The organism is Saxibacter everestensis (assembly GCF_025787225.1).
Lineage (GTDB): Bacteria > Actinomycetota > Actinomycetes > Actinomycetales > Brevibacteriaceae > Saxibacter > Saxibacter everestensis.
On record NZ_CP090958.1, the window covers coordinates 1,464,520 to 1,491,516 of the forward strand.

Here is a 26,997-nt window from a genome sequence, read left to right on the forward strand (position 1 = left end):
TCGAGCAGAATTCGGTACGGCGGCTAAGCCGGGGCGTTCTCCCTCGGTGTCACGTCGTGTCCGGCTGTGGCGTACAGCGCGTCGATGTCCGAACCGAACCGTTCCGCGATCACGTTGCGCTTCAGCTTCAGTGACGGAGTCAGCGTTCCATCCGCCTCGGTGAACTCGGAATCGAGGATCAGAAATTTCTTCACTTGTTCAGGGCGGGAAACCGACTGGTTCGCTTCCTGGAAGGCCGTGCGCACGGCCTGGATAACCTCCGGGGAGTCCTTGGACCTGTCGCGCTCGATCATGTCCCGATCGAGTGTTACCAGAGCCGCGATGAATTGCCTGCCGTCGCCGACCAGCATGCACTGGGCCACCTCCGGTTCGGCGCTGACCCGGTTCTCGATTCCTGACGGCGATACGTTCTTGCCACCGGCGGTCACCAGCAGCTCCTTCTTGCGGCCGATCACAGAGAGATAGCCGTTGTCGTCGATCGAACCGAAGTCACCGGTGTGGAACCAGCCGTCGGTGAACGCCGCTGCGGTAGCCGCCTGGTCGTTCCAGTACCGCTGGAAAACACCGATTCCGCGAACCAGGATCTCAGCATCGTCGGCAATGCGTATCGCCGAACCTGGCAGCGGAGGGCCGACCGTGCCGATCCGCTGGGCGTCCGGGCAATTGACCACTATCGGCGCAGTGGTCTCGGTCAGGCCGTATCCTTCCAGAACCGTCAGACCGATGCCCCGGTAGAAGTGCCCCAGCCGCGCGCCGAGCGATGCTCCGCCGGACACGGCATAGCCAAGCCGGCCGCCCATAGCGGACTTGAGCTTCGAGTAGACAAGCCTGCCGAACAGCGCGTGACGCATTCTCAACCCGATCGAGGGTCCGCGCGCGCTGTCGAGGGCCGTCGAAAAGTCGATGGCCGTGTTCACCGCTGCTGAAAACAGCTTTCCCCGGCTGCCCGATCCGGCCTTTTTGGCCGCACTGTTGTAAACCTTCTCGAACACCCGCGGCACGGCCAGGATGAAGCTCGGCCTGAAGCTGCCCAGATCGTCGAGCAGGTCCGCCGTTGACGCGGTGAAGCCGGTGCGCACGTTGGAGGCAACGTTGAGGACTTCGATGAAACGGGCAAAAACATGCGCCAGTGGCATGAATAGCAGGCTGCTCGGCTCGTCGTTCATGACCACCTCCGGAATGCGCTGCCGGGCGCTCAGGGCCAGGTCGACGAAGTTGGCATGACTCAGCTCGCACCCCTTGGGTGCGCCCGTCGTACCTGAGGTGAAGATGATGGTTGCGGTGTCCTGAGCCGTGGCGCTGCGGCGGCGAGCCTCCAGAACGTCATCGGTTACCTCCGCGCCACGCGCCTTCAGCTGCTCGAGGGCACCGGATTCAATGCACCAGATATTCGTCAGAGCGTGCAGCCCGGCTTGGATCGAGAGCGTGGACTGTTGGTGGTGTGCGGACTCCACGACTACGCCGACTGCTCCGGTTTGGCCGAGGTTCCAGGCGATCTGCTGAGCGGAAGAGGTTTCGTAGATCGGCACGGAGATAGCGCCGGCGAACCACAGGGCGAAATCGGTTATCGTCCACTCGTAGCGGGTACGCGAGAGTATTCCGACCCGATCGCCGGGCTGCAGGCCCGCGGCGATGAATCCCTTGGCAACGGCGTGCACCGTCTCGAGGAACTCCCGGGCGGTGACGTCCGCCCAGGTGTGGTCGTCCTTTCGGAGCGCGAACAGCGGGTGATCTGGAAGCCGGCTTACCCGATCCAGCAGCAAATCGGTGATATTCGATGAAGCGTCGGCACTGATTACTTGTTCAATTGAGTTTTCCCGCACAGAAGCCGATCCTACTGATGCCGCGGGGCCGGCACACAACCAACCGTTCACGCTGACACGCCACCATCCCTGCGGTGACAGTGCGAATTGCCGATACGGTAAGAGGCATGCGTACTATTTCTTCCGAACAGCTCGGTCTTGGCGTGGATATCGGCGGCACCAAGATCGCCACCGGGCTCGTCGACCCGGCGGGCACTCTGCTGAAATCGAGCCGGAAGCCGACGCCGGCGGATGATCCGAAGGCATTGCTTGAGGTTCTGATCGCCGAAATCCGTGCTTTCGCCGACGAATACCCGGTGGAAAGCGTAGGGATCGCGGCCGCCGGATTTGTGAACGCGGCGCGGTCCACCGTGATGTTCGCGCCGAATATTGCCTGGCGGGACGAGAACCTGAAGGAACCGGTGGAGCAGGCGACTGGCCTTCCGGTCGTGGTTGAAAACGATGCCAACGCCGCCGGGTGGGCCGAGTTCCAGTTCGGCGGTGGCCGGGACGCCGAAGATCTGGTGCTGCTGACCCTCGGCACCGGGCTCGGCGGGGCGATCATCGCAGAAGGTGAGCTGCTTCGAGGCGGGTTTGGAATGGCTGCCGAGCTTGGACATCTTAGGCTCGTTCCGAACGGCATCCTCTGCGGCTGCGGGAATCGCGGCTGCTGGGAGAAGTACACCTCCGGTTCGGCCCTTACCGCGTCTGCACAGCAGCTCGCCGCGGCGAACAGCCCGGAAGCGGAGCGATTCCGGGCGGCGATCGGAGCGGAAGGTGATGACATCACCGGCGAGCTGGTGTCGAAAGCTGCTGCGCAGGGGAACCGGGAGGCAGCCGAGCTGCTAGCCGGCCTCGGTGAATGGCTGGGCGTCGGCATCGCACAGCTCGCAGCCGTACTCGATCCAAGCCTCGTCGTGATTGGCGGGGGACTTTCCGAGGTTGGCGAACTGCTGCTGAAGCCTGCCCGCGACGCGCTGCGCGAACATTTACCGGCTCGGGCCAAACGGCCGGAACTTGCCCTCTCGGTGGCGACACTTGGGGGTGACGCCGGAATGATTGGCGCCGCCGACCTAGGCCTTCTCGCCTCGCGAGGTTCCGGCGTCGGCCGTGGGGCAGGAAGCAGCGCCGGCTAGTGCGCGGCAAAGAGGACCGGGGGATTCGTGCTCCCTGGCGGGTGCGAGAGCGCGGGCTCGCGCTCGGTATCGACATCGGTGGCACGAAGGTCGCCGGCGGCATCGTCGATATCGACGGCCGGATTCTTACGATGGCGCGCACCGACACTCCGAGCCGGGATGCGCGCGCGGTGGAGCAGACAATTGGCACGGTGGTCGACGAGTTGACCAGGGATGCCGACATCGTGGCGATCGGTATCGGAGCGGCTGGCTGGATGGACACCGAAGGTTCAAGCGTGATGTTCTCGCCGCATCTTGCCTGGCGTAACGAACCGCTGCAGGCAGCACTGCAGTCGCAGCTCCGGCGCCCAGTACTGATTGAGAATGACGCGAACGCCGCGGCGTGGGCGGAATGGCGCTTTGGCGCCGGACAGGGCGAGAACCGGCTGCTTGCCGTAACTCTTGGCACCGGTATCGGCGGCGGGATCATCATCGACGGTCGAGTCGAACGCGGCCGCTATGGAGCCGCCGGCGAGTTCGGGCACATGGTCATCGTGCCTGGCGGGCACCGGTGTGAGTGCGGAAACCGCGGCTGCTGGGAGCAGTACGCCTCCGGCAACGCCCTCGGGCGGGAGGCACGGGAGCTTGCCCGGGCCGGATCACCGATAGCGCAGGAAATCCTGGAGCGGGCCAATGGGAATGTCGACGAGATCCGCGGGCCGCTGGTCACCGAGGCGGCCCGTAACGGCGACAGGGCGGCCTGTGATCTCTTCACGGAGGTCGGCGACTGGTTCGGCCTGGGGTTGGCGAATCTCGCTGCGGCCTTCGACCCCGGGACATTCGTTATCGGCGGTGGCGTCAGCAGCGCGGGTGAGCTGTTGATGAAACCGACCAGGGAAAGTTTCGCCAGGAACCTGACCGGTCGCGGCTACCGACCGGCAGCCGATATCCGGCTGGCGCACCTCGGCCCGGATGCAGGTCTGGTCGGGGCGGCCGACCTGGCAAGGGTTGCTGCCTCTCGCCGATGGGCGCGGAGCGTTCCCGGTGGCTGACGTCGAACGCTAGACCACTGCGCCATCGTCGTTGTTGTCGCGCTTGGTCGGCAGGTGCCAGAGCAGGCCGGTCACCCCGGCGACGAAGAGGGCGATCCCGAGTCCGATCGTCCAGGTCGGTGCGGCGCGCCAGAACAGTGCGACCACGACAATGTATGCGGGTGACGCAAGGGCGCAGAACCAGGACAGGACGAGCAGCGGAGATGTGCTGCTCAGATCGAACTCGGGCGGCTCCGGCGGCTCGAACTTGTCCTCAGCGGCGTCGGGTTCACTGACATCGTCAGCCACGGAGGATGCCGGCTTGATATCGTCCCAGCCGTCGTCGTCTGCCTCCGCGGCGTCGAACCTGTCGGCGGCAGGCTTGCTCCGATCGTCGGAAGGCTTTCCGGTCGCAACCTCTCCGGGCCCGGCGTCGTCACTGATGGATCGCCCGGGATCCATTTCGTCCGGTTCGGGATCTGAAGGCTGTTCGCCCTCGGGAGGGCGGCCTGCGCTGGCAGGCTCCGGTTCAACCAAGATTCCGCCGTCATCGTCGCCGCGCATCCGTGCCACCAGATCGGCCCATTCCTCATCGCTGACGTTATGGCGCGGATCGTCGCCGGTCATCTGCTCAACCTTTCGACGAATTTCAGGGAACGCTGGATGATCTCGGGCGCATCGTGATCGAGGGTCGCCACATGGTAGCTATTGCGGAGCATTACCTTTTCTTTGTCATGTGAGGAGATCTTCTTCCAGATGATTTCTGTCGATTCCCGCGGAACGACGTGATCGATGGTCGAGTTGAAGAGCAGTACCGGCTGGGTGACCTTATCCAGATTCTGCCTTGTGTCCCGATAGAGCTCAAGCATCGAATGAACCGCTTTGAGCGGTGTACGCGGATAGGCGTGTTCGGTGACGCCCGGCTTCTTGATGTCATCGCCGATGGCTGCGACTGACGGCAGGACCCGTCGCAAGGCAGGGAGCAACGGCAGTAGGGGGTCCTTGATCATCACCGCCGGATTGATCAGGATGACGCCGGCGATGTCTGCATGCTCAATTGCCATTCGGAGCGCCAGCCCGCCGCCCATGGAAATGCCAAGAGCGATGACCTTGTCGCAGCTGGCCGAAAGCTCGGCGTAGCTCGTCTTAACCGTTTCCAGCCACTGGTGCCAGGTCGACCGATTCATCTCCTGCCAGCTGGTGCCATGGCCGGGGAGGAGCGGTACTCTGACCGTGATGTCGCTGTCTACCAGGGCGTCGGCGACGGGACGCAGCGAAAATGGGGAACCGGTGAATCCGTGTATCAACAGCACGCCGATCGCCTTTGAGCCTTTGGCGTCATAGAAATATTCTTCGGTTCCCGGCGTAGTCACCATGACAGAAGTCTGACATGTTTTCCTGACCGGAAAATGCCAATTGCAGACCTTGCCGCGACAACGGCCCGGCTTTCGTCTTAGAGTTGGTTGCGGCCCATCGCGGGGTCGTAACGGAGGTGACGGTGTTCTACTGGATGATGAAGCGGATCTTTGTGGGTCCGCTTCTGCGCATCGTGTTCCGGCCATGGGTTCGCGGGCTGGAAAACATCCCCGAAGAGGGCGGTGCCATCGTTGCCGGAAATCACCTGTCGTTTTCTGACTCGATCTTTCTCCCGTTGGTAGTCCCCCGTCCGGTTGTCTACCTGGCCAAAAAAGATTATTTCACCGGCCGGGGCGTCAAGGGGAGCTTCACCCGTTGGTTCTTCAAGCTGACGAACCAGCTGCCGATGGATCGTTCCGGCGGCAAGGCATCGGCTGATGGCCTCGGGTCAGGTCTCGGCGTGCTCAACGAAGGCACCCTGCTCGGCATCTACCCCGAAGGCACCCGCAGCCCGGACGGACGGCTGTACCGCGGGCGAACCGGTGTGGCGAGACTTGTGCTGGAGGCGAAAGTTCCGATTATCCCGGTCGCAATGATCGGCACGGACATCATCCAGCCCGAGGGCCGGGTTATTCCGAAGGTTCGACGCGTTGGTGTCGTGATCGGGAAGCCGATGGACTTTTCGCGCTATGAAGGGATGGAAGCGGACCGCTTCGTGCTGCGCGCCATCACCGACGAACTGATGTACGAGTTAATGCGGCTATCGGGCCAGGAGTACGTCGATATGTACGCTTCCACGGCCAAGCAGCGGATCATCGCCGGCAAGAAGGCAGCGATTGCGAAGAAGCAGGCTGCCGGGCCGGAGGCGCCGGGCGGCCGACCCGCACCAACAGATAAAGCCGCTGGCGGCATTCCGGCCTCGGATGGGGTGATCGGCGGCAAGGATCCGGACAGGTCCGGCAGGACGGCAGACAGCGAAGACGACGGCGATGGACAAGAGGACAAGGGGTCCGACGTCGCGTGACACGCCTACCGGGAAATCGTTGATTGCGCGACACGCGGCCCCGAAACAGCCTCGGTCGTTGACCCGGACCCCGCTCCCGCCTAGGTTCATATCTGAAGTCCCCACGTTCTGCCGTGGAATCGCCTTGAAATCGGTTAACCTGATAGAGAGGCCTTTCGTGGAGGACACTTCCCCCGCGGGGCATGATAAGGAGGAGCCGGTGTGAACCGCTCAAGCGAAGAACCACTTAGCGCTAGCGCTGTGCCTGGCAACGCCCAGGGGCTGCTCTTCGACGAAGACTTGCCAGTTCTGGACGACGAGGTCGGCTACCGCGGTCCGACTGCCTGCGGCGCTGCAGGCATTACCTACCGTCAGCTCGATTACTGGGCCCGCACCGGCCTGGTGGTCCCGGCTGTTCGGGGCGCTGCCGGATCCGGCAGCCAGCGCCTGTATAGCTTCCGCGACATTCTGGTGCTCAAGGTGGTCAAGCGCCTGCTGGATACCGGGGTCTCGCTTCAGCAGATTCGCGCGGCCGTCGAACACCTGCGGGAACGTGGTGTCGAAGACCTTGCCCAAATCACCCTGATGTCCGATGGCGCCAGCGTTTATGAATGCACATCGGCCGATGAGGTCATTGACCTGCTTCAGGGCGGCCAGGGAGTCTTCGGGATCGCAGTCGGCAGGGTGTGGCGCGAGGTTGAAGGCAGCCTCTCCGATCTGCCCAGCGAGCGGGTCGAGGAAGAACAGCCTCACGTCAATGACGAGCTGGCCAAGCGTCGAGAAGCACGCAAGATTGGCTAGTGGCATCGGCTAGCGCCTAACAGTTTTTTCAGGGTCGGAATCCAGGGGATTCCGACCCTGTCTGTTTGGTGGCCGCTTGCGCAGCGAGAGTGTCTTATCGCTTCGGGACGCTGCATCTACCGCTGGACCGCGCCGGGGTGGGGGAGCCGCGTTGTCCGGGCGGCGCGTCTACCGTGTGGGCCCCGGGCCGGGCTGGGGCGTTATGTCGCGTGGGTGCGCCGTGCCTACTACCGGGCTGCGCTGGGGTGTTGTGTCGCGTGGGTGCGCCGTGCCTACTACCGGGCTGCGCTGGGTGCGGTGTGTCTACTGCCGGGCCGCGCTGGGGTGTTGTGTCGCGTGGGTGCGTCGTGTCTACCGCCGGGCTGTGCTGAGTGCGCTGCGTCTACCGTCCGCGGTGACGGAGCCGACCGGTGCGGAGCGCGCGGTCCAGAAGCTGGTCGAACACCGACGACAGCTCGGCGGCCGCTTCGCCAGGCCAGGAATGTATTGGACGGGCCGAGCCCTGGGCCTGTTGCAGCACGCTGCGCTCCGGAACCGGCGGGCTGAGTACGAGCGGGCCGAACATTTCCCGAAGCTCGTTAATTCGGTACTCGTGCTCAATGGAACGCGGCCGGACCCGATTCACGACGACGCCGAGCGGCTGGAGTTGGCTGGCGATCTGGCGCCGCAGCTCATCGGTGGCTCGCAGGGCGCGGTCAGCCGCGGCAACCGAGAACAGCCCGGGCTCGGTGACGACGAGTACCCGGTTGCTTGCTGCCCAGGCCGTGCGGGTCAATCCGTTCAGCGACGGTGGGCAGTCGATCAGCACCAGACGGTATCCGTGGTCGACCTTTTGCAGCGCGTCCTCGAGTCGACGCAGGTACTTGTCCGAGAGCGAGGGCCGGTCGAACTCCGCGGAGCGTGGCGAGCCCGGAATAACGTCAAGGTGTCCAAGCTGGTCGCCGACCCAGCCGCTTGGGGTAATCGTCGCTTCAAGCGTCCGCGACTTGGGCGCGGCCAGAACGTCTGACAGGTCGCTGCGGGTGGAGGAAGGAATCTCCAGTCCGGTAGAGGCATCTGCCTGCGGATCCATGTCCACAACGAGGGTCGGAATCCCTCTGGCGTAGGCGGCCGAAGCCAAGCCCAATGTCACAGATGTCTTGCCGACCCCGCCCTTTAGGCTGCTAACACTTAAAACAAGCACACGGTAAACGCTATACGACGACGGCTGCCGATCTTCTAAGGGCACTCCGAGCCGAAGCAAATTCCGCGATCGATGCGGCGAAACTTGAAAGACAATCAGCTCTGGATCTCGCGCAGGGTAGACCCATCGCGGGTCTTCAGCACCTCGAGTTGGGATGTGACCCTGGACCGCATCTCGGCGACATGGGAAATCACGCCGACCGCTCGTCCGCCGGAGCGAAGGTCATCCAGGATGTCCATCACCTTTTCCAGACTTTGCTCGTCGAGCGTGCCGAAACCCTCATCGACAAAGAGCGTCTCCAGATCGATTCCGCCTGACTCAGCCTTGACCACGTCGGCGAGGCCCAGCGCGAGTGCCAGCGACGCCTGGAATGACTCGCCACCTGAGAGCGTCTTCGGGTTCCGGCTCAGTCCGGTGTAGCCGTCCAGGATCTCAAGGCCCAGCCCGGACTTCCTGCCGCGGGTGGCGAGCGAGTCACTGTAGCGCAGTTCGTAACGACCATCGCTCATCACCAGCAGACGCTGGGTCGCCGCTGCGGCAACCTCTTCCAGGCGTGCGGCCAGCACGTAGCTCGATAATGACATTCGCAGCGCATTGTCGGTGCCACCTCGGGCCAGTTCGGCCAGCCGGTGATTGAGTTCGTAGCGGTCGTGAACGGCCTGACCTCCGGCAATCGATGCTTCGAGTTGCGTAGCCTTGTCGATCAGCGCTTCCTGCGCGGTCTGCAGGACAGCAACCGCATTCCGCGCCGCAACGAGTGCTGCGCTAGCCGAACCGTGCTCGGTCACCGTTCTGGCCAGGAGGTCGGGCAACTCGTCATTGGCCGGTGCCTCTTCGGCGGCCAATGCGATCTCTGGACGCCGTCGGGAGGCTTGTAACTCAGCACGAAGCGTGAAGTCCGCATCGCGGCCCGCGAGGAGCTTCGTCGTTTCGGCTGTGCTTAGCAGCGAAGCGCGCATCTCGTCGACCGAGCCGAATCCGACTTCGGCGGCCCGCCGCGCCACATGCTGTCTTGTCTTCGTGCGCTCAGCCGCAGCGTGGGCCAATTCCCAGATGCCCGACTGCAGTTTTTGCAGGATCGTGCGTCGGAGAGTCAGGCGTCGTAGCCGGGTGATCAGGCTCTCGTCATCGCCGCGCAGTCCAGCGAGTTTGTCTGCCATCTGCTCGATGCCAGCGGCGGCGGCCACTAGGGTGGCCCCGTGTTGCATGATCAGCGCACGCCGCCTTTCGATCTCCGGCTTCAGCCGTGACCTGGACTGTTCGATCGCATCACTCTCATCGTGCAGTTCGAGGACACGCGATGTCGCTTGCTCGGCGAGCCGAAGCTCTGCCTGGGCAGCGTCCCGCTGGCCGGAGGCTTCGTCACAGCTGAGGTCGCCGGATCGTCCGCGGGCCTCGGCCGCCTTTGACTGCGCCACGCTGAGCTCGGCCTGAACCTTTCTGTGTCTGGACTGGGCTTCGGAAAAGAACTTCTCTGCCCGTTTCTCGTCCGAGCCGGTAACGGCGCCGTCCACCGGCTCAGCCTTTCGCGGATGCCGGGTGCTGCCGCAGACCGGGCAGGCACACCCGGCCTGCAATCCGGCGGCCAGCTCGCTAGCCATTTGGTCGAGTCGCGCGGCGCGCAGGTCGAGAAACGCGGTATGCGCGGCCCGTTCCTTATCCCATAGCTCATCCGTCTTTGCCTGCAATAGTGCGACATCGGCTTCGAGCGAGGCTGCCACTGCTGCGGCATCGTGTCGCTGGATGGCGGCTGCGTGCGCGGCGCGACAGGCTTCGAGGCGGGAGGCGACCGGGACGTGCTGGGTTATTTCCTCAGCCAGCTGAGACAGCGTTGTGCCCAGCGTTGTGAATTCGGTTTCCTGCTGGTCGGCGAGAGCTTCACTCTCGGCCAAGGCCCGGCGTTCGGCGGCCAGGTTCTCCCTGCGTGCCAGCAGATCACGTTCCTGCGCAACGGAGTCTTCGAGCCGGACGATCTCGGGATCGAGCCTCGCCAGTTCGGAAGTGATGTCTTCTGCTGTCGGCGACTGATCGAAGCCGGCCTCGTCCTGCATCGATCCGACAAGTTGGACAGCGTCTTCATGGCTTGTCTCGGCTCGTTCCGCGCTCTCGAGCAGCTCGCGAAGCGGCTCGGCCTGCTGATGCAGCTTCAGTTGGGCATCGCGGTCGGCGCGTGCGTCTGCCGCATCCTGAAAACGGTGCTCGCGCTCTATCAGCTCGTCCAGCTCCGCTGCCCGCTTCGACCGGGCCCGCAATGCCTCGAGTTCGTTCGAGAGTTCCTTGACCCTGGCTTCTTTTCCGGCTGCCGCTAGCTGCGCCGAGTTTAGGCGGCGGGCGAACCGGTGTTTGAGGTATTCGAGATAGTCACGCAGTTCATTCGGATCGACGGAGTCGGGACGTTCCCGGAGCACAGCGGCGTCAGATTCCGCGCCGCCAGCCTCCGCGCCGGCGGCCACTGCGCCGACAATAGCCGCGCCGCCAGCCTCCGCGCCGACAATTGCCTCCGCGCCGCTTTCACCGGCATCGCTCCTGACGCGGCCGCCCTCGGTTCCACTGTCCCCGTCCTCAGCCGTGGGGTCGGCTGCCGTGAGCACTGTCGCGGTCTGCGCGGCCTGGGCGGCCAGCTCGCGCCATTGGGCGTGCAACGAGTCGACCGCGTCCCGGGCCTCGGCATCCCGAGCGATCAGCCAGTCCTCAACGGCTTCGAATCGTTCGGTCGAAAACAGCTGCTGCAACAGTTTCGCCCGGTCTGCCGCATCGGCCCTCAGGAAGGTGGCGAATTCACCCTGGGGAAGCAGCACGACCCGGGTGAACTGTTCGACTTTCATGCCCAGCAGTTCGGTGATCTGCAGCTGGCTCTCCCGGTGATCGCGGGTTCCCTCGAGCCAGTGTCCGTCGGCAAACTCCCGGAGCAGGGTGCGAGCCTTTTCCTTAGTCTGCCCGTCACCGCGGGTCTTGGGCCGGTCCCATTCCGGCGAACGGGTCACCTCGAAGCGCCGGCCGCGGGCGCTGAAGTCGACGACTACTTCGGGTGCGACGCCCGACGAGGCATGGTCGCTGCGCAGCCGCTTCGCGTCGGCGCGGGCGCCAGGAACCTTCGCATACAGCGCGAAGCAAATGGCATCCAGAATGCTGGTCTTTCCTGCGCCGGTGGGTCCGTGCAGCAGAAAGAGCCCCTGCTCGGAAAGCCGGTCGAAGTCGATCTCGACCCGCCCGGCGAAAGGACCGAACGCCTGGATTGATACCCGATGAAGTCTCATACCTCTGCCTCTTCAAGCCGTACGGCTTCGACCGCTGCCCGTAGCTCGGACCGCTCGGCCGGTGTGACGGCAGTGGCCGAGACGTGTTCGACGAAACCCGTGCACACGTCCACGTCGTCCTTTGCCGCCCGGAGCCGACTGGAATAGCTGTGCTCCGGCTGATCCGGCCTGCCGGCGGGCGCGAACTTCAGCGCTACCGTGTGCGGGAAACGTCCGGTGAGCCGTTCCATCGCAGCCTTGGGACGGCTGGCATCCGTCAGGGTCACTGAAACAAATGCGTCTTCGGCGTGTGAATAGTCGGCGCCTTCCAGCAGGTGCTCCAGCTCGCCCTCCAGATCGACAAGCCGACGATAGACCGGGGCATCGAGCGCGGAGACGTCGCTTACTCCGGACGCATCGAGGTCGATCAGCCAGGCGCCCTTTGTGTGCGCTGCTTCGGAAAATGAATAGGGGAGCGGCGAGCCTGAATACCGGACGTTGTCGCTCAACCGCTGCCTGCCGTGTAAATGGCCGAGGGCAACGTAATCGAAGCCATCGAACACGGACCGGGACACGGATTCAACCCCTCCCACCGCGATTTTCCGTTCCGATTCGCTGGCCTCCGCGCCGGATACGAATGCGTGCGCCGCAACCACGGAGCGCAGCGGCCGGCCACCAGCCGCGGCGCTGCGCTGCTCGAGGTCTGCCCGGATCGCTGCGGTGGCCGCGGTGAGAACCGCTGTATGGCTGCGTTCGGCGGCCCCGAGTATCTCCGTGGTCAGTGCCGGCTCGAGGTAGGGGATGCCGTAAAAAAGCACCGGACCGTATTCGTCGTCCAGCACCAGCGGCACGGCGATATCCTCCAGCCGGGTCCGCAGCGACAGGCCTGAAGCTTCTACCAGCCGCCGGGCAAAGCCGAGTCTCCTGGCCGAATCGTGGTTCCCGCTGGTGACGAACACCCTGGCACCGGCAGAGATCAGCCGGTGCAGTGCGTCATCCAGCAGATCCACTGTGTCCGGCGCCGGCAGCGCACGGTCATAGACGTCACCGGCCACGACAACCACGTCGACGTCCTGTTCGGCGACGGTGGTAATCAGAAAATCGAGAAACTGACGCTGAGCCTCCGCCATCCCCACGCCGTGGAATGACCGCCCCAGGTGCCAGTCGGAAGTGTGCAGGATTCTCATACTGTCGACTCTATGACGCAGCTCTGACACTGCCCGGGACGCTCGCCGGGTGTGCCGCCCGGTAGCCCGGCCTGATTAGTGACCGGCACCGGCGTCCCGGTACGGTAACTATCAGTCATAACGTAATGATGCGAGGCACTGACTCGCTGAAGGAGCCTGCCCTCATGTTCTCCAAGGTATTAGTCGCCAATCGCGGTGAGATTGCGGTGCGTGCGTTTCGCGCCGCCTACGAGCTGGGTGCCCGCACCGTTGCGGTCTTCCCGCATGAAGACCGAAACTCCGAGCATCGCCTCAAAGCGGACGAGTCCTACCTGATCGGCGAGGAGGGCCATCCGGTCCGCGCGTACCTGAACGTTGCCGAGATAATGCGGGTCGCCAAGGAGTCCGGCGCGGACGCCATCTATCCCGGCTACGGCTTCCTCTCGGAGAATCCCGACCTGGCCCGAGCCTGCGACGACGCCGGCATCACGTTCATCGGGCCGCCAGCCGACGTGCTGGAACTTGCCGGGAACAAGGTCCAGGCACTGCAGGCCGCCAAGGCTGCCGGCATCCCGGTACTCGATTCCACCAAACCTTCGTCCGACGTCGACGAGTTGCTGGCAGGCGCGGCGGACATGGCCTACCCGCTGTTCGTGAAGGCAGTCGCCGGCGGCGGTGGCCGCGGCATGCGCCGGGTCGCCAAGGCCGAGGAACTTAAGGACGCGCTGAACGCCGCTATGCGCGAGGCGGAAGGCGCCTTTGGCGATCCGACCGTGTTCATTGAGCAGGCTGTGCAGCGTCCCCGGCATATTGAGGTACAGATCCTCGCCGACGGCAACGGCGAGGCGATCCACCTGTTCGAGCGGGACTGTTCCGTGCAGCGCCGGCATCAGAAGGTCATTGAGATCGCTCCGGCGCCCAACCTCGACGAGGATATTCGCTCCGCGCTGCATGCCGACGCCCTGAAGTTCGCCCGCGCGCTCAATTACCAGAACGCCGGCACCGTCGAGTTCCTCCTTGAAACGGCCGGCGAACGGGCCGGTCAGCACGTCTTCATCGAAATGAATCCGCGGATCCAGGTCGAGCACACGGTCACCGAAGAAATCACCGAAGTCGACCTGGTGCAGTCGCAGATGCGGATCGCCTCAGGCGACACGCTGGCCGACCTCGAGCTGAGCCAGGACACCGTCCGGGTCGTCGGCGCCGCGCTGCAGTGCCGGATCACGACGGAAGATCCGGCAAACGGCTTCCGGCCAGACACCGGAATGATCACCGCCTACCGCTCGGCAGGCGGTGCCGGAGTCCGGCTCGATGGCGGAACTGTCTACGCCGGAGCCGAGGTCAGCGCACACTTCGACTCCATGTTGGTCAAGCTCACCTGCCGCGGCCGGGATTTCGGTTTCGCCGTCAACCGGGCGAAACGCGCGCTGGCCGAATTCCGGATCCGCGGCGTCAGCTCGAACGTCACATTCCTGCAGGCGGTGCTCGACGATCCCGCCTTCGCCGCAGGCGATCTCTCGACGGCATTCATCGAGGAACGTCCGGAGCTGCTGGTGGCCAGAACCAGCGCGGACCGGGGCACCAAGCTACTGAGCTGGCTCGCCGACGTCACCGTCAACAAGCCATATGGCGATGCCCCGATTTCGGTCGATCCACGCGAGAAGCTTCCCGCCGTCGACCTTGAAGCTACGGCCCCCGCCGGCTCCCGGCAGCGGCTGCTTGAACTCGGCCCAGAAGGATTCGCCGCCGATCTTCGCGCGAGCAAACGGCTTGCCGTCACGGATACCACGTTCCGGGATGCACACCAGTCGCTACTGGCGACCCGGGTCAGAACCCGGGATCTGCTCGCTGTCGCGCCACATGTCGCGCGGCTTACCCCGGAACTGCTCAGCCTCGAGTGCTGGGGTGGCGCAACCTACGACGTGGCGCTGCGCTTCCTGGCCGAAGATCCCTGGGAGCGACTTTCCCAGATCCGCGAAGCGGTTCCGAATATCGCGCTGCAGATGTTGCTACGCGGTCGCAATACCGTCGGCTACACGCCGTACCCGACCGAGGTCACCGACGCGTTCGTTGCCGAGGCCGCCGAGACCGGCGTCGATATCTTCCGAATCTTCGATGCCCTCAACGACATCAGCCAGATGCGTCCCGCCATCGACGCGGTGCGCGCCACCAACTCCGGCGTGGCCGAGGTCGCGCTCTGTTACACCGGTGACCTGAGCGATCCAGGCGAGAAGCTGTACACGCTCGACTACTACCTGGGCCTGGCCGAGCAGATCGTCGACGCAGGCGCGCACATCATCGGTATCAAGGACATGGCCGGCCTGCTGCGCGCCCCCGCGGCCAGGACCCTGGTCGGTGCGCTCCGCGAACGCTTCGACCTTCCCGTGCACGTGCACACGCACGACACTCCGGGCGGTCAGTTGGCCACACTGCTCGCGGCTTCCGAGGCTGGCGCCGACGCGGTGGACGCAGCAACCGCATCGATGTCCGGCACAACGAGCCAGCCATCACTCTCAAGCGTGGTGGCAGCCTTCGCGCACACCGAGCGCGACACCGGTCTGTCGCTGAGCAAAGTCGGCGAGCTGGAACCCTACTGGGAGTCGGTGCGCCGGCTGTACGGGCCGTTCGAATCGGGCCTGCCAGGGCCGACCGGGCGGGTCTACGAGCACGAGATCCCCGGTGGGCAGCTGTCGAACCTCCGGCAGCAGGCGGTGGCACTCGGCCTGGGGGAGAAGTTCGAAGAGATCGAGCGGATGTACGCGGCGGCCGATCGCATTCTTGGCCGCCTGGTCAAGGTGACGCCGTCGTCCAAGGTGGTCGGTGACCTTGCACTGCACCTGGTGGCGGTCGGCGCCGATCCTGCCGACTTCGCCGAGAACCCCGGTTCCTACGATATCCCTGACTCGGTGATCGGCTTCCTCAACGGCGACCTCGGTGATCCACCGGGCGGTTGGCCCGAGCCGTTCCGGACGAAGGCCCTGCAGGGCCGTACCTCGAAGCAGGCGATAGCCGACCTGAGCCAGGATGACCTGGCCGCTCTTGACGACAAGGGCACCGCCCGGCAGCACACGCTCAACCGTCTGCTGTTTCCCGCACCTACGAAGGAATTCGACAATGCGCGCCTGACGTTCGGCGACACGTCTGTCCTTGAAACGACCGATTACCTGTATGGCCTGCGTGAGGGCGAAGAGCACGAAATCGTGTTGGAAAAGGGCGTGCGGCTGATCGCCGGGCTGCAGGCCGTCGGTGCTCCCGATGAACGGGGCATGCGCACCGTGATGTGCACCCTGAATGGCCAGCTCCGTCCGCTGTCCGTCCGGGACCGGTCGATCACGGTGGATGTGAAGACAGCGGAGAAGGCCGACACCAGCAACCCCGGGCAGGTAGCGGCGCCATTCGCTGGAGTCGTGACGATATCGGTGGCCGTCGGCGACTCGGTCGAAGCCGGCGCAACAATTGCCACGATCGAGGCGATGAAGATGGAGGCGTCGATCACGACGCCGGTCGCCGGAACGGTGCAGCGAATCGCGCTTGCCGATGTGCAGCAAGCAGAGGGTGGCGACCTGGTGGCGGTCATCGGTGACTGAACGAGATATCCGGTACTTCGGCGACCCGGTGCTGAAATCGGCGACCACGCCGGTGACGGTCTTCGATCAGAAGCTGAAGGACCTTGTCGAAGACCTGCTCGATACCACGGCACTGCCCGGGCGGGCAGGCGTGGCAGCCACCCAGATCGGGGTGTCGATGCGCGTATTCAGCTACAACGTCGACGATGAGCTCGGTTACGTGATCAATCCCGAAGTCGTCGAGACCTCAGGTGAACTGCGCGAAATCGAGGAAGGGTGTCTCTCGGTGCCTGGGCTCTGGTTCCCGACGCCTCGCTATGAACATGCCACTGTCAAAGGCGTCGACCTGCGTAACGAGCCGATTACCGTCTCAGGTTCCGGCATCATGGCGCAGTGTCTGCAACACGAGACCGACCACCTGGACGGATACGTCTACCTCGATCGACTGAGCAAACCGAACCGGCGTGAGGCGCTGAAACAGGTTCGGAAATCGGACTGGTTCTAGGGTTCAAAGCCGCCTGGCCCCCCGCATAGGATGGGTATGGCGATTGTCACAAAATCATAGGAGTTGCGCGTGCAAAAAGTCGGCGTAGTCGGATGCGGGCTGATGGGCTCAGGCATCGCGGAGGTCGCGGCTCGGGCCGGACTGGATGTCGTGGTGCGCGACATCAGCGAGGAAGCCGTGGCTTCCGGCCGAAAAAGGGTTGAAGCCTCGCTGAGCCGGGCGGTCGAACGGGGAAAGCTAGAGCCGGACGCGCGTGACGCCGCCCTTGAATCGATGACGTTCAGCACGGACCTCGACATCCTGGCCGATCGTGACCTCGTGATCGAAGCGGCCAGCGAGAACGAAGAGATCAAGAAGAAGCTGTTTGCCGAACTCGATCGGATCGTCAGCAATGGTGATGCGATCCTTGCGTCAAACACGTCGTCGATGCCGATTGTCCGGTTTGCGCAGGCCACCAGCCGCCCGGAGCAGGTGATCGGAATGCACTTCTTCAATCCCGCGCCGGTGCAGCCGCTGGTGGAGATCATCTCGTCCGTGCTGACCGCACCCGAGGTTACCGACCGAGGTGAGGCTTTCGCACGGGACACCCTCGGGAAAACAACTATTCGTGCCAAGGACCGGCCTGGATTCATCGTCAATGCACTCCTGGTGCCGTACCTGCTCAGCGCCATCAGGATGTACGAATCCGGAATGGCGTCCCTCGAAGATATCGATACCGGAATGATCAACGGCTGCGCTCATCCGATGGGCCCGATGCGACTCAACGACCTCGTCGGCCTCGATACCACGCTGGCAATCGCCCGGTCCATGCACGGCGAAACCAACGACCCGGCCTACGCACCTCCGGTCCTGCTCAGCAGGATGGTCGATGCCGGTTACCTCGGCAAGAAGGCCGGCCGAGGGTTCTACGACGACTATCGCTGATGTATCTCGTGGTGGGTGGCACTGGTGCGGCGGGAAGCCGGATCGTCGCCGAGCTGGTTTCCCGCGGCATGCAGGTCAGGGTGTTGACTCGCGGCAACCGGCGCGCCAAGGATGACGGCGTCAGCTTTGTGCGTGGTGACCTGCTGACAGGTGCCGGGCTAGCCGAGGCAACCGCGAATGTTCATACCGTGATCGACGCCAGCGACGGCAAAACGCCGAGATCCCAGCGAGTGCTGACCGACGGGGCCGAGAACCTGATGCAGGCGTGCTGGGCTTCCGGCGTGGAGCGGGCCGTGCTGCTTTCGATCGTTAATGTCGATCAGTGCGCGCTTGGCTACTACCGGGCAAAGGCGGAACAGGAACGACTGTTCAGCACAGCGAACCGCAACAACGTGGTGGTGCGCTCGACCCAATTCCACGAGTTCCTCGGGATGATGTGGAGTACCCCGTCCCGGGCGCGCGTGCTACCGGTGTTCACGCACACGAGCTTTCAGCCGATCGACCTTCGGGATGTAGCCGCCGCGGTGGTCGATGCCGCCCGTAGTGAGAGCCTGGGTGCGGGTAGCGGACGCCAGCAGATCACCATCGGCGGCCCGGAAATCCTCTCCATGCGCGAGCTCGCGAGGCAGTGGACTTTCGCCCGTCAAGCGCAGGGCAAGACCCGGCACCGTGCGCTTACAGTTCCGGTGCATGTGCCGGGAAAGTTTGGCGCCTTCCTTCGGGCGGGGCGCAACCTGGTTCCCGATGACGCCGTAACCAACGGCGTCACGTTCGGCCAGTGGCTGTCGGAGAAGTAGCTTACGCTGCGAGCTTTTCGGCTGCCGCCAGCAGCACACAGGTTGCCAGCACGTCGATGGCCACGGCGACGTCGTCCTCGGTTGGCATGGTCGGCGCAATCCGGATGTTCTTGTCCTCCGGGTCGTTCCCGTACGGGAAGGCCGCTCCCGCCGGGGTCATCGCTACGCCGACGTCTTTCGCCAGGCTGACCACTCGATCCGCGGTGCCCGGAAGGACGTCGAGGCTGACGAAATAGCCACCGCGAGGCGAGGACCAGTGTGCGACGCCGGAGTCGCCCAGCCGATCCTCGAGGACTTTGTGCACGATGGCGAATTTCGGTTCGATGATCGCGCGGTGCCGGGCCATGTGGGCGCGAACCCCTGCCGCATCGCCGAAGAACCGTGCGTGACGCAGCTGGTTGATCTTGTCCGGGCCGATCGACTGCGCGGCGAGATGCCGCTTGAACCAGGCGACGTTTGCCGGCGAGCTGCCCCAGAACGACACACCCGCACCGGCGAACGTCATCTTGGAGGTCGACGCGAAGATGAAGACACGGTCGGGATGACCGGCCTCAGCCGCAATGTCCAGCACGTCGAGGACGGGAGCCTCGTCATCGGTGAGATGGTGCAGCCCGTAGGCATTGTCCCAGAAGATCCGGAAGTCGTCGGCGGCGGTCGGCATCGCCAGCAGTTCGCGGGTGATGTCCTCACCGAACACGGCTCCGGTCGGATTGGAATAGGCAGGGACGGCCCAGATGCCCTTGACGGCGGGGTCGTTCGCGACAAGCGCCCGCACCGCTTCGAGATCCGGCCCATCATCGAGCATGGCGACGGGAACGAGTTCGATGCCAAGGGATTCGCAGAGCGCGAAGTGCCGGTCGTAGCCGGGGGAGGGGCACAAGATCTTCGGCGCATTGTCCGACCGAATCCACGGGGTGGCCTGATCCGAAACGCCATGCAGCATGGCAAAGCTCATCGTGTTGTACATCAGGGTGAGGCTCGAACTGCCCTGGGCGAGGAGCAGATCGACCGGCACGTTGAGGAGTTCGGCGAAGATCTCTCGCAGCTCGACCAGCCCGTCGAGGCCGCCATAATTGCGGGTATCGGTGCCTTCGGCGCTGGTGTAAGAGTCCGGACCGACGATAGTTAGAAGGTCGGCCGACAGATCGAGTTGAGCCGGAGAGGGCTTACCGCGGGTGAGGTCCAGCTTCAGGTCTCGATCTTTCAGCGCTTCGTAGCTGGACTTCAGCTCGGAATGGAGTTGTGTGAGCCGTTCCGGGGTGAGCGTAGCGAGCGCCATGAAACGAGAGCCTCCTTCAGGGGCTTGGAACCAAAGATTACGTTCAGCATATCGAACGCCAATCTCGCTGAATCCTCATGGTTCGCTGGTCGGGTAGGGCAACGCCTTGCGGATGGCGGCCTCGGCAAGGTCGCCAGGTGCGGCGGCAGCGACGAAACCGTCGGGGCGCACCAGATAGAACTGTCCTGGTTCGAGTCCGTTGTTCCGTGCGTCCGGGAAGCAATGGATGTCGAGGGCGAGGTTTCTGCGCAGCCGTGCAACGGAGGCGGCATCGACATCGCCGTAGGTGTGGACCTGCCAGGACAGATCCTGTAAGCAGGTGTAGTTCGCGCCGGACCACGGCAAACGGCGCCCGACGATTCGGCCGCGTTTTCCACCGGCGGCGGCCTTCGCATCGTCATTCATCCAGTAATGAATGCGGGTCTGCGAAATATACCCAAAGAGCCGGGCGGAACCGGAAAGCCTCGGCAGGATGCGAATCAGCAGTGGACCGATGAACCGCGGGCCGAACCTGCGGACTAGGCGAGCCAGCTGATTCTCCGAAGTCACCAGGCCAAATAGCCGGTCTGTGCTGGCCACTATCCGGAGTGCGACGGGTCGTCGCTCGGCGCCGTAACGGTCGAGATAGCTGTCCGGCGCATGGTTGCGGATCACGTCAGAGAGTTTGCAGGCGAGGTTGTGGGCGTCCTGCAGTCCAGTATTCATGCCTTGCGCTCCGACCGGGGAATGCAGATGCCCGGCGTCTCCGGCCAGGAAGAACGGGCCGTCCCGGAACTTTTCCGCGACCCTGTGGTGCACCCGATAGGTGGAGAACCAGCTGGTGTCGCGATACGTCACGCCGAAGATCCGGCGCAGCCTGTCCCGCGCGATCTGCTCGGGAATGTCCTTACCCGCCGGGTCTGACGCTTTCGCCTTTGGCCTGCGCGGGACTGCTGGTTCGGGTTCGTGTGGGGTTGCAGGTTCGGGTTCGTGCGGGGCTGCTGGTTCCGGTTCCTGCCGGGCTGCCGGTTCGGGTTCGCCGGGGATGTCCGACTCGCGGACAACGCCAATCAGGCGGTCGTGCCCGCCCGACGCCATCGGAAATGAAATCAGAAAGTCGGTTCTACCCATCCGCACGTTGACCGCTTTGTCGACCAAACCGTTCACGCCGGTCCCGTCAGCGACATAGAAGGTGTGCTGATTGGTGATCCCTTCGAAGGCGATGTTCCGTAGACTCCGGACCTGGGACGATCCGCCATCAGCGCCCACGCAGTACCGGGCCTCAACGGTCCTCCTGCCGTCCGGTGTCGAGAAGGTAGCGCTGGCTGCGCCAGGCGTTCCGGATCTTCTGCCGGGGGCGACACTTCCTGGGTCGGTCGTGTCTGCCTGCTCATCCAGCGCCAAAAGCTCGTAGTTCCACAGCACCGAACCGCCAAGGCTGAGCAGCGAGTCGACCATGATCTGTTCGTTTCGGCTCTGTTCGAGCACATAAACGCTTGGATACGGGCTGACCCCTGCGCCAATGTCTCCGATTGGAATCGCGCCGAAGGCATGGTCTTCATATCCGGGGCTGATTGCAATGGCAGCCTGCGCCTGGGCCAGGACGGTATCGACGAGGCCAAGCTGGTCATAAATTTCCATCGTCCGTGCCTGGATGCCGAGGGCTCGGGATTCCTGCGTCGGGCCGGATTTTCTGTCCACGATGACAGCGTCCACATCGAGCCTGCGGAGGCAGTTAGCCAGCATCAGCCCGGTCGGCCCGGCACCGATGATGAGCACGTCTGTGCTGATATCGGGATTGCTCACGTGTCCTCCCTTGACATGGTGATTAGCCTACGACCAACACGGGCGGGCATCGGCTCGTCGGGGAAATAAGGCGGCGGAAGATCGGCCCGAAATAGGACATAGCTTGTCCTTTTGGCTGCCTAGGCTGAGATTCCACAGCGGATCACACGAGCAAAGGTACCGACGATGACGACAACAGCCAATATCGACCTCGGCAAGCTCCTTATCGATCAGTTGCAATGGCATTGGGACAACCAACTCCGGCCGCGCCTGGATGGTCTCAGCGATGCCGAGTATTTCTGGCGGCCAGTGCCGAACAGTTGGAGTGTTCACCGCAGAGGGGAGTCGACTGCGCCGGTTCAGGCCGGATCGGGCGACTTCACCATCGATTTCGCTTTCCCTGAGCCGACGCCCGCCCCGGTGACCACGATCGCCTGGCGCCTCGGTCATTTGCTGGTTGGGGTCTACGGCGCCCGCCTCGCCACTCATTTCGGCGGAGCGCCCGCTGACTATATGAGCTACGACTATCCGGGAACTGCCACCGAGGCGTTGTCTCGTCTCGATGAGATGCACTCCGCGTGGATTGCCGGAGTCGCGTCCCTGGATGCGAATGGCCTGCAGCGGCCGTGCGGTGAGGAGGGATTCGAGCAGGAGCCGATGGCAGCGCTCCTCCAGCACATCAACCGCGAGGTGATTCATCACGGCGCAGAGATTGCCTTGCTGCGGGATCTGTGGGCCAATCAGGCTTGAGACGTCGGGCACGTCGGCCGTTCCCGCGCTCGAACGGGCTACCGGTAGACCTGCACCCGGTGCGGCTGTCGGCTGATGACGATGCCAACGCCGCGGAGGCGAAGGTCGTACCCCGCTGCTGGGAGCTGATGCCCGAGCCATCGATTTGGGTGAGGATCCTGACGGTATGATTCGGCGGTCGATGACTGATGCACGAGCAACTGACCTCGCCGAGGATCCCGATGGCGTGGTTCGGCGGAAAGTGTCTGGAGCACGATCCGCAGCCACCGACCGCTGCCTAACCGTGGGTCGTGTGCTGTGCCTTCCATCGGCTGTCTGTCGGTTCTCCGGGCGCGCCGGCCGAGCTGACGTGGCAGACACGGCCCGCGCGGTCACCGTCACCGGTTTAGGGTCTGGTCCGGCTCGGCGGGGTGGCATCTTTGACTGAGCGGGTTTCGGTAAGCGATGGGAGATGACGATTCGCGGCCCTCCCATGGCGCACTCGAGCAGCGGTGGGGCATTGCTGGAGGTGTTGGCCTGACGGTCGGGGCTGGTGTGTGTCTGGCGGCGTGGCAGATCGGTGGCATTCTTGGTGGTTACTCGTACGCCTCGTTGAGCGGGGCGTTGGCGGTACTCGGTTTTGCCGATGAACTTTCCGTTGCTGGCCCGGAAGCTGAGTCCGTTGTGCTCGCGGGTGATGGTGATGTTGTTGCGGTGGATCCAGTGGTGGTGGAAGACGCAGAGTAGGCAGCCTTCGTCGATGTTGGTGTTGCCGTTCTTTGCGGCCCATTCGGAGATGTGGTGTCCTTCGCAGTAGTCTGCGGGCATTGCGCATCCGGGACTGACACATCCGCCGTCGCGGGTGATCATGGTTTTGCGTTGGCTGCCGGTAAAGGTGCGTTTTTCGCGGCCGAAGTTGATGACCTGATTTTCTGCGTCGAATACCGTGCGCATCAGCTGCGCGTCGCACAGTAAGGTCGCGAGGTCGGATTCGGCCAGTGGTGTTCCGTCGGTGTAGGTTGCGCCGGGAAACTCGCCGCGAACTTGCCAGGCCGTCCATTGCTCGGCGCTGAGGGTCACCATCACGTGGGGGCGTACCTGAGCGCCGGTTCGCAGGGTGCCTTGGTCGAGTGCGTGTTTGGCTATGGTGGTCAGCGCGTCGGCTGTTCGTTGTATGGTGCTGCGCTCATCGTCAGGGGCGGGTCTGGCGTCTGCTGCTCTGAGGGCGGTTTGTACCAGCTGTCCGGATGCCTCATCCAGGAACGCTTCCAGCCGTAACCCGCCCGGGGCCTTCGTTAGCCTGGCGTACCGGCGGGCCTTGGCGTTGTCGGCGTCTCGCTGGTGTGCGTCTTTGTCGAGGTCTGCCATTCGGTGTTTGAGCACGGTACGGAAGTCGTTGGCGGTGGTCTTACCTGCGGAGCGGAGCAAGTCGTCTTGAACGTCCGGTGCGGTCAGGGCCTCTCGCTGGGCGTCGGAGCCCGTCTGCATCTGCCGTGCCAGCGTGGTCGCGTGCTCCGGGGTGACTTGCCCGGATTGCACGGCGTCGGCGAGTTTCGGGACTTGTTCGACTGTGCGGGCGAGATGCAGTTCGTCGCGTGCTTTGCCGTATCCGGCTCTGGTGGTCCGTGCCCGCCACGCTTCGACGCTGCTGTCGCCACGCAGAGCCCAATCCCCGGATTCGTCTTCGACGGCAAGGATCCGCGCTTTCGCCAGGGCCGCAACCCGGGTTAGTTCGTCCAGCGCGGCCAGAGCTTCTCGGCGCTCACGCATCGTCCAGCAGCGGATACGCTCGACGGTCAGGGCAGTTGCGGCCGAGCTGGCTGCACGAGACGACTCAACAACTCGCATCGCGCACCCTCCATAAACTCGGCAAACAGCAGTTGAACTATCGTTACGTTCTATTCTAGTTCGAATAGAGGACGAGAGCAATAGCCGGTTGAGAAAAATTTGGCAGGTCGCACACGGTCAGCGCGTTGCCGCCACGGCAGCCAACTTCCTTCACACGGAAGGGGTCACCCACTAAGGCGGATCGGCTGCCGGGCCAGCGTGGTCGCAAGCTCCGCGCGGTCGCGTCGATATCGAGGTGGCACTGCGATGTCTTTCGGCACGAGGCGTCGCAGGCTGTGCTGGCGGTTACTCCTGGGGCCTGAGCAGGGCAGTGCCGTCGCTTATTCGCTTGCGGCATTCCTCGAACTGATGAACGGTAAGACCATGCAATCCACTGTTCTGTTGGAGACTCCAACGCTGTCCACCCAACGGCTTGTGCTTCAACCGCTCGGGCCAGTCCATGTTGAGTCCGCATGGCAGAGCCTTTTCGATGGAGAGGCGATGCGGCTCACCGGAACGCACGCCACGTTTAGTAAAGAACAGGTGCTGCGCCATCTGGAACAGGTCGCGCAGAGTAGCGACCGCCTCGATTGGGCAGTCATTCGGCAAGCCGACCGGGCCTACATCGGCGAAGTGGTACTGAACGACCTCGATTCTTCCAACCAGTCGATGAACTTCCGGATTGCGCTATTCGGCGAGGATATCCATGGTCACGGGTATGGCACGGAGGTGACCCGGGCCGTGGTCGATTATGGACTGGAAGTCGTCCGCTTGCACCGGATCGGGCTGGATGTGTACGACTTCAACCCACGGGCGCGACGGACGTATGAGAAATCAGGCTTCATCCAGGAGGGAGTGCAGCGCGGGACGCTGCGCTGGGATGGCGCCTGGCACGACTCGATCATGATGTCGATTCTCGCCACCGATCCGAGGCCGTGGCGGGATTGAGTGCGCAAACCGCCTGGATATCCGAAGAGCTAGCGTTTCTCTAGCCGCAAACCGATTGATGCCGGCGGATTGGATCTCGCCTGCTCTGGCGTGCCGAATATGAGCCTGAAGTAGCGTTCGTTGACAAATATTATAATCATATTAATCTTGGTAGGACAGGCCTCTTCGCGACGTCAGGTGCCCGGAGGAGTCGGACTAGCAGGGAGACGGTTGGATGAGCGGGAAAGACGAGCCGGTGTCGGCACGACGTAGCAGAGCATGGCTCGGCGACGGGGGAAAGAACGGGTTCATTGCCCGTCACCACCTGCGACAGATGGGGATGGCAGGCCGACAATTCGACGGCCGTCCCGTGATCGGGATTGCGAATACCTGGTCCGAGCTCACTCCCTGCAATGCTCACCTGCGGAGCTTGGCTGAGGCAGTACGTCGCGGAATCCAGCAGGCAGGCGGCATGGCACTTGAGTTTCCCGTGCTCTCACTGGGGGAGCCGTTTATGCGGCCGTCAACCATGCTGTACCGCAATATGATGGCGATGGAACTCGAAGAACTCATTCGAGCTAATCCAATGGACGCCGTCGTGGTCCTCACAGGATGCGACAAGACGACCCCGGCAGGCTTGATGGGCATTGCCAGCGTGGATCTGCCGGCCATCATGTTGACCGGCGGTCCGATGCTCAATGGGAGGTTTCGCGGCAAGGCGGTTGGATCTGGCACCGACATCTGGCGAATGAGCGAGGGACTCCGTGCCGGAGAAGTCAGCCAGAGTGAGTTCACCGAGTTTGAGTCGTGTTTGAACCGGTCGGCTGGCCACTGCATGACGATGGGAACAGCGTCCACGATGGCCAGTATCGCCGAGGTCCTTGGCATGCAGCTGCCTGGTGCGGCAGCGCTGCCCGCGGTCGACTCAAGGCGGGTGGCCTTGGCAGAGGATACCGGTGCGCGCGCGGTTGAATTGGCCGATGAAGGCCTGCGTCCATCACAAATCATGACCCGGGAGGCTTTTGAAAATGCGCTCGTCGCCAACGCTGCTATCGGTGGGTCGACGAACGCCGTCCTGCACCTGCTTGCCATAGCCGGCCGGTGCGGAGTGCCCCTGACGCTGGACGATGTGGACGCGATTGGGCGCGAAATCCCCCTCCTGGTAGACCTGATGCCCAGCGGCAAGTTCCTGATGGAGGAGTTCGCCTACGCGGGCGGCGTCCCCGGGCTGGTGCAACGGCTAGGGGACCGATTGCACGGCGACGCGATCACCGTCACCGGCAGCTCCATTCGGGAGGCTGGCCGGAACGCCAGGATCGACGACGACGAAGTGATCAGGGCGTGGGATAACCCGGTCCAGCCAGCCGGTTCCGGGACCGCAGTGGTGCGCGGCAACCTCGCACCGAACGGCGCGGTGCTGAAAATTAGTGCCGCAGAGCCTCGACTGCTTCGCCATGAAGGACCCGCTCTTGTCTTCGATTCGATAGAGGACTATCAGGCCGTCTGCGAGGACGATCTACTGGACGTCACCGAGGACACGGTCCTGGTCGTTCGCAACTGCGGGCCAAGGGGCTACCCGGGGATGCCAGAAGTTGGCAATCTGCCCCTTCCCAGGAAGCTGCTGAAGCAGGGCATCCGGGACATGCTTCGAATTTCGGATGCAAGGATGAGCGGCACAGCGTATGGAGCGTGCATTTTGCACGTCGCACCGGAATCTGCAGTCGGGGGACCGTTAGCGCTAGTGCGAACCGGCGACGTTATTGCCCTCGATGTTGACGAACGCTCGCTGGAAATGCGGGTAAGTGATGAGGTTCTGGCCCAGCGCCGAGCTGAATGGGTGGCTCCCGCGCCCCCATCCGACCGTGGCTGGACCAGACTCTATGCCGAACATGTCCAGCAAGCCGATACGGGCGCAGATTTTGATTTTCTGTTGGGATCGAGCGGTTCCTTGCCAGGTCGGGCAGCATTCTGATGACGCGACGGAAT

The 26,997-nt window shown here is 63.7% G+C and carries 20 protein-coding genes and 1 pseudogene; 12 read left to right on the forward strand and 9 right to left on the reverse strand.

Annotated features, from left to right (window positions below; translation table 11 throughout):
* Window positions 1-23 precede the first annotated feature (23 nt).
* A complete protein-coding gene (locus LWF01_RS07080; protein WP_349640331.1) occupies window positions 24-1,823 on the reverse strand; it encodes an AMP-dependent synthetase/ligase in 1,800 nt (599 codons plus the stop codon).
* Window positions 1,824-1,930: 107 nt separating this feature from the next.
* Between LWF01_RS07080 and LWF01_RS07085 the strand changes: the two genes are divergently transcribed.
* Both LWF01_RS07085 and LWF01_RS07090 read left to right on the forward strand, forming a co-directional pair.
* Window positions 1,931-2,938, forward strand: a complete 1,008-nt coding sequence (locus LWF01_RS07085) for an ROK family glucokinase (protein ID WP_349640332.1) — start codon at window positions 1,931-1,933, stop codon at window positions 2,936-2,938.
* On the forward strand, window positions 2,938-3,969 hold the full coding sequence (locus LWF01_RS07090) for an ROK family glucokinase (RefSeq protein ID WP_349640333.1): 1,032 nt from the start codon (window positions 2,938-2,940) through the stop codon (window positions 3,967-3,969). Before LWF01_RS07085 ends, LWF01_RS07090 begins: the two co-directional genes overlap by 1 nt.
* Before the next feature lie 9 nt (window positions 3,970-3,978).
* On the opposite strand, the gene LWF01_RS07095 is transcribed toward LWF01_RS07090, so the two are convergent.
* Both LWF01_RS07095 and LWF01_RS07100 read right to left on the reverse strand, forming a co-directional pair.
* Complete coding sequence (locus LWF01_RS07095) at window positions 3,979-4,575, reverse strand: hypothetical protein (RefSeq protein WP_349640334.1); 597 nt, start codon at window positions 4,573-4,575, stop codon at window positions 3,979-3,981.
* On the reverse strand, window positions 4,572-5,324 hold the full coding sequence (locus tag LWF01_RS07100) for an alpha/beta hydrolase (RefSeq protein ID WP_349640335.1): 753 nt from the start codon (window positions 5,322-5,324) through the stop codon (window positions 4,572-4,574). Before LWF01_RS07100 ends, LWF01_RS07095 begins: the two co-directional genes overlap by 4 nt.
* Window positions 5,325-5,446: 122 nt before the next feature.
* Between LWF01_RS07100 and LWF01_RS07105 the strand changes: the two genes are divergently transcribed.
* Window positions 5,447-6,328 carry a lysophospholipid acyltransferase family protein gene (locus tag LWF01_RS07105; protein WP_349640336.1) on the forward strand — a complete coding sequence of 294 codons (882 nt, stop codon included), beginning with the start codon at window positions 5,447-5,449 and terminating at the stop codon, window positions 6,326-6,328.
* 201 nt (window positions 6,329-6,529) lie between these two features.
* The gene (locus tag LWF01_RS07110; RefSeq protein ID WP_349640337.1) at window positions 6,530-7,108 is read left to right on the forward strand and encodes a MerR family transcriptional regulator; all 579 of its coding nucleotides are present in this window, start codon (window positions 6,530-6,532) and stop codon (window positions 7,106-7,108) included.
* 382 nt (window positions 7,109-7,490) lie between these two features.
* Here the strand turns inward: LWF01_RS07110 and LWF01_RS07115 are convergent, their stop codons facing one another.
* The 3 genes from LWF01_RS07115 to LWF01_RS07125 form a co-directional block, all read right to left on the reverse strand.
* Window positions 7,491-8,291 carry a ParA family protein gene (locus tag LWF01_RS07115; RefSeq protein WP_349640338.1) on the reverse strand — a complete coding sequence of 267 codons (801 nt, stop codon included), beginning with the start codon at window positions 8,289-8,291 and terminating at the stop codon, window positions 7,491-7,493.
* A 95-nt stretch (window positions 8,292-8,386) separates the two neighbouring features.
* Entirely contained in the window at window positions 8,387-11,548 is a 3,162-nt protein-coding gene (locus tag LWF01_RS07120; RefSeq protein WP_349640339.1) for an AAA family ATPase, read from the reverse strand.
* Entirely contained in the window at window positions 11,545-12,714 is a 1,170-nt protein-coding gene (locus LWF01_RS07125) for a metallophosphoesterase family protein (protein WP_349640340.1), read from the reverse strand. The genes LWF01_RS07120 and LWF01_RS07125 overlap by 4 nt, the downstream gene beginning before the upstream one ends.
* Window positions 12,715-12,878: 164 nt before the next feature.
* Between LWF01_RS07125 and LWF01_RS07130 the strand changes: the two genes are divergently transcribed.
* From LWF01_RS07130 to LWF01_RS07145, 4 genes are all read left to right on the forward strand, one after another.
* Window positions 12,879-16,280: a pyruvate carboxylase gene (locus tag LWF01_RS07130; RefSeq protein ID WP_349640341.1), complete on the forward strand. Its 3,402-nt coding sequence runs from the start codon at window positions 12,879-12,881 to the stop codon at window positions 16,278-16,280.
* Window positions 16,273-16,764, forward strand: a complete 492-nt coding sequence (gene def, locus LWF01_RS07135; RefSeq protein ID WP_349640342.1) for a peptide deformylase — start codon at window positions 16,273-16,275, stop codon at window positions 16,762-16,764. The genes LWF01_RS07130 and def overlap by 8 nt, the downstream gene beginning before the upstream one ends.
* A 69-nt stretch (window positions 16,765-16,833) precedes the next feature.
* On the forward strand, window positions 16,834-17,688 hold the full coding sequence (locus tag LWF01_RS07140) for a 3-hydroxybutyryl-CoA dehydrogenase (RefSeq protein WP_349640343.1): 855 nt from the start codon (window positions 16,834-16,836) through the stop codon (window positions 17,686-17,688).
* Window positions 17,688-18,485, forward strand: coding sequence for an SDR family oxidoreductase (locus LWF01_RS07145; protein WP_349640344.1), 798 nt, complete (start codon window positions 17,688-17,690; stop codon window positions 18,483-18,485). Before LWF01_RS07140 ends, LWF01_RS07145 begins: the two co-directional genes overlap by 1 nt.
* Before the next feature lies 1 nt (window position 18,486).
* On the opposite strand, the gene LWF01_RS07150 is transcribed toward LWF01_RS07145, so the two are convergent.
* Complete coding sequence (locus LWF01_RS07150) at window positions 18,487-19,764, reverse strand: aspartate aminotransferase type Ic (protein ID WP_349640345.1); 1,278 nt, start codon at window positions 19,762-19,764, stop codon at window positions 18,487-18,489.
* A 75-nt stretch (window positions 19,765-19,839) separates the two neighbouring features.
* On the reverse strand, window positions 19,840-21,549 hold the full coding sequence (locus LWF01_RS07155) for an FAD-dependent monooxygenase (RefSeq protein WP_349640346.1): 1,710 nt from the start codon (window positions 21,547-21,549) through the stop codon (window positions 19,840-19,842).
* 165 nt (window positions 21,550-21,714) lie between these two features.
* Here LWF01_RS07155 and LWF01_RS07160 point away from each other — a divergent pair, with 165 nt between their 5' ends.
* Both LWF01_RS07160 and LWF01_RS07165 read left to right on the forward strand, forming a co-directional pair.
* Entirely contained in the window at window positions 21,715-22,278 is a 564-nt protein-coding gene (locus LWF01_RS07160; protein ID WP_349640347.1) for a DinB family protein, read from the forward strand.
* 444 nt (window positions 22,279-22,722) lie between these two features.
* On the forward strand, window positions 22,723-23,004 hold the full coding sequence (locus tag LWF01_RS07165) for a hypothetical protein (RefSeq protein ID WP_349640348.1): 282 nt from the start codon (window positions 22,723-22,725) through the stop codon (window positions 23,002-23,004).
* A 168-nt stretch (window positions 23,005-23,172) separates the two neighbouring features.
* Here LWF01_RS07165 and LWF01_RS19260 read toward each other — a convergent pair.
* A pseudogene (locus tag LWF01_RS19260) lies at window positions 23,173-24,105 on the reverse strand (DUF222 domain-containing protein); the annotation flags it as partial.
* Between the two features lie 246 nt (window positions 24,106-24,351).
* Here LWF01_RS19260 and LWF01_RS07170 point away from each other — a divergent pair.
* Together LWF01_RS07170 and LWF01_RS07175 are read left to right on the forward strand one after the other, a co-directional pair.
* A complete protein-coding gene (locus LWF01_RS07170; protein WP_349640349.1) occupies window positions 24,352-25,032 on the forward strand; it encodes a GNAT family N-acetyltransferase in 681 nt (226 codons plus the stop codon).
* A gap of 214 nt (window positions 25,033-25,246) precedes the next feature.
* Window positions 25,247-26,983 carry an IlvD/Edd family dehydratase gene (locus LWF01_RS07175; RefSeq protein WP_349640350.1) on the forward strand — a complete coding sequence of 579 codons (1,737 nt, stop codon included), beginning with the start codon at window positions 25,247-25,249 and terminating at the stop codon, window positions 26,981-26,983.
* The last annotated feature ends 14 nt before the right edge of the window (window positions 26,984-26,997 follow it).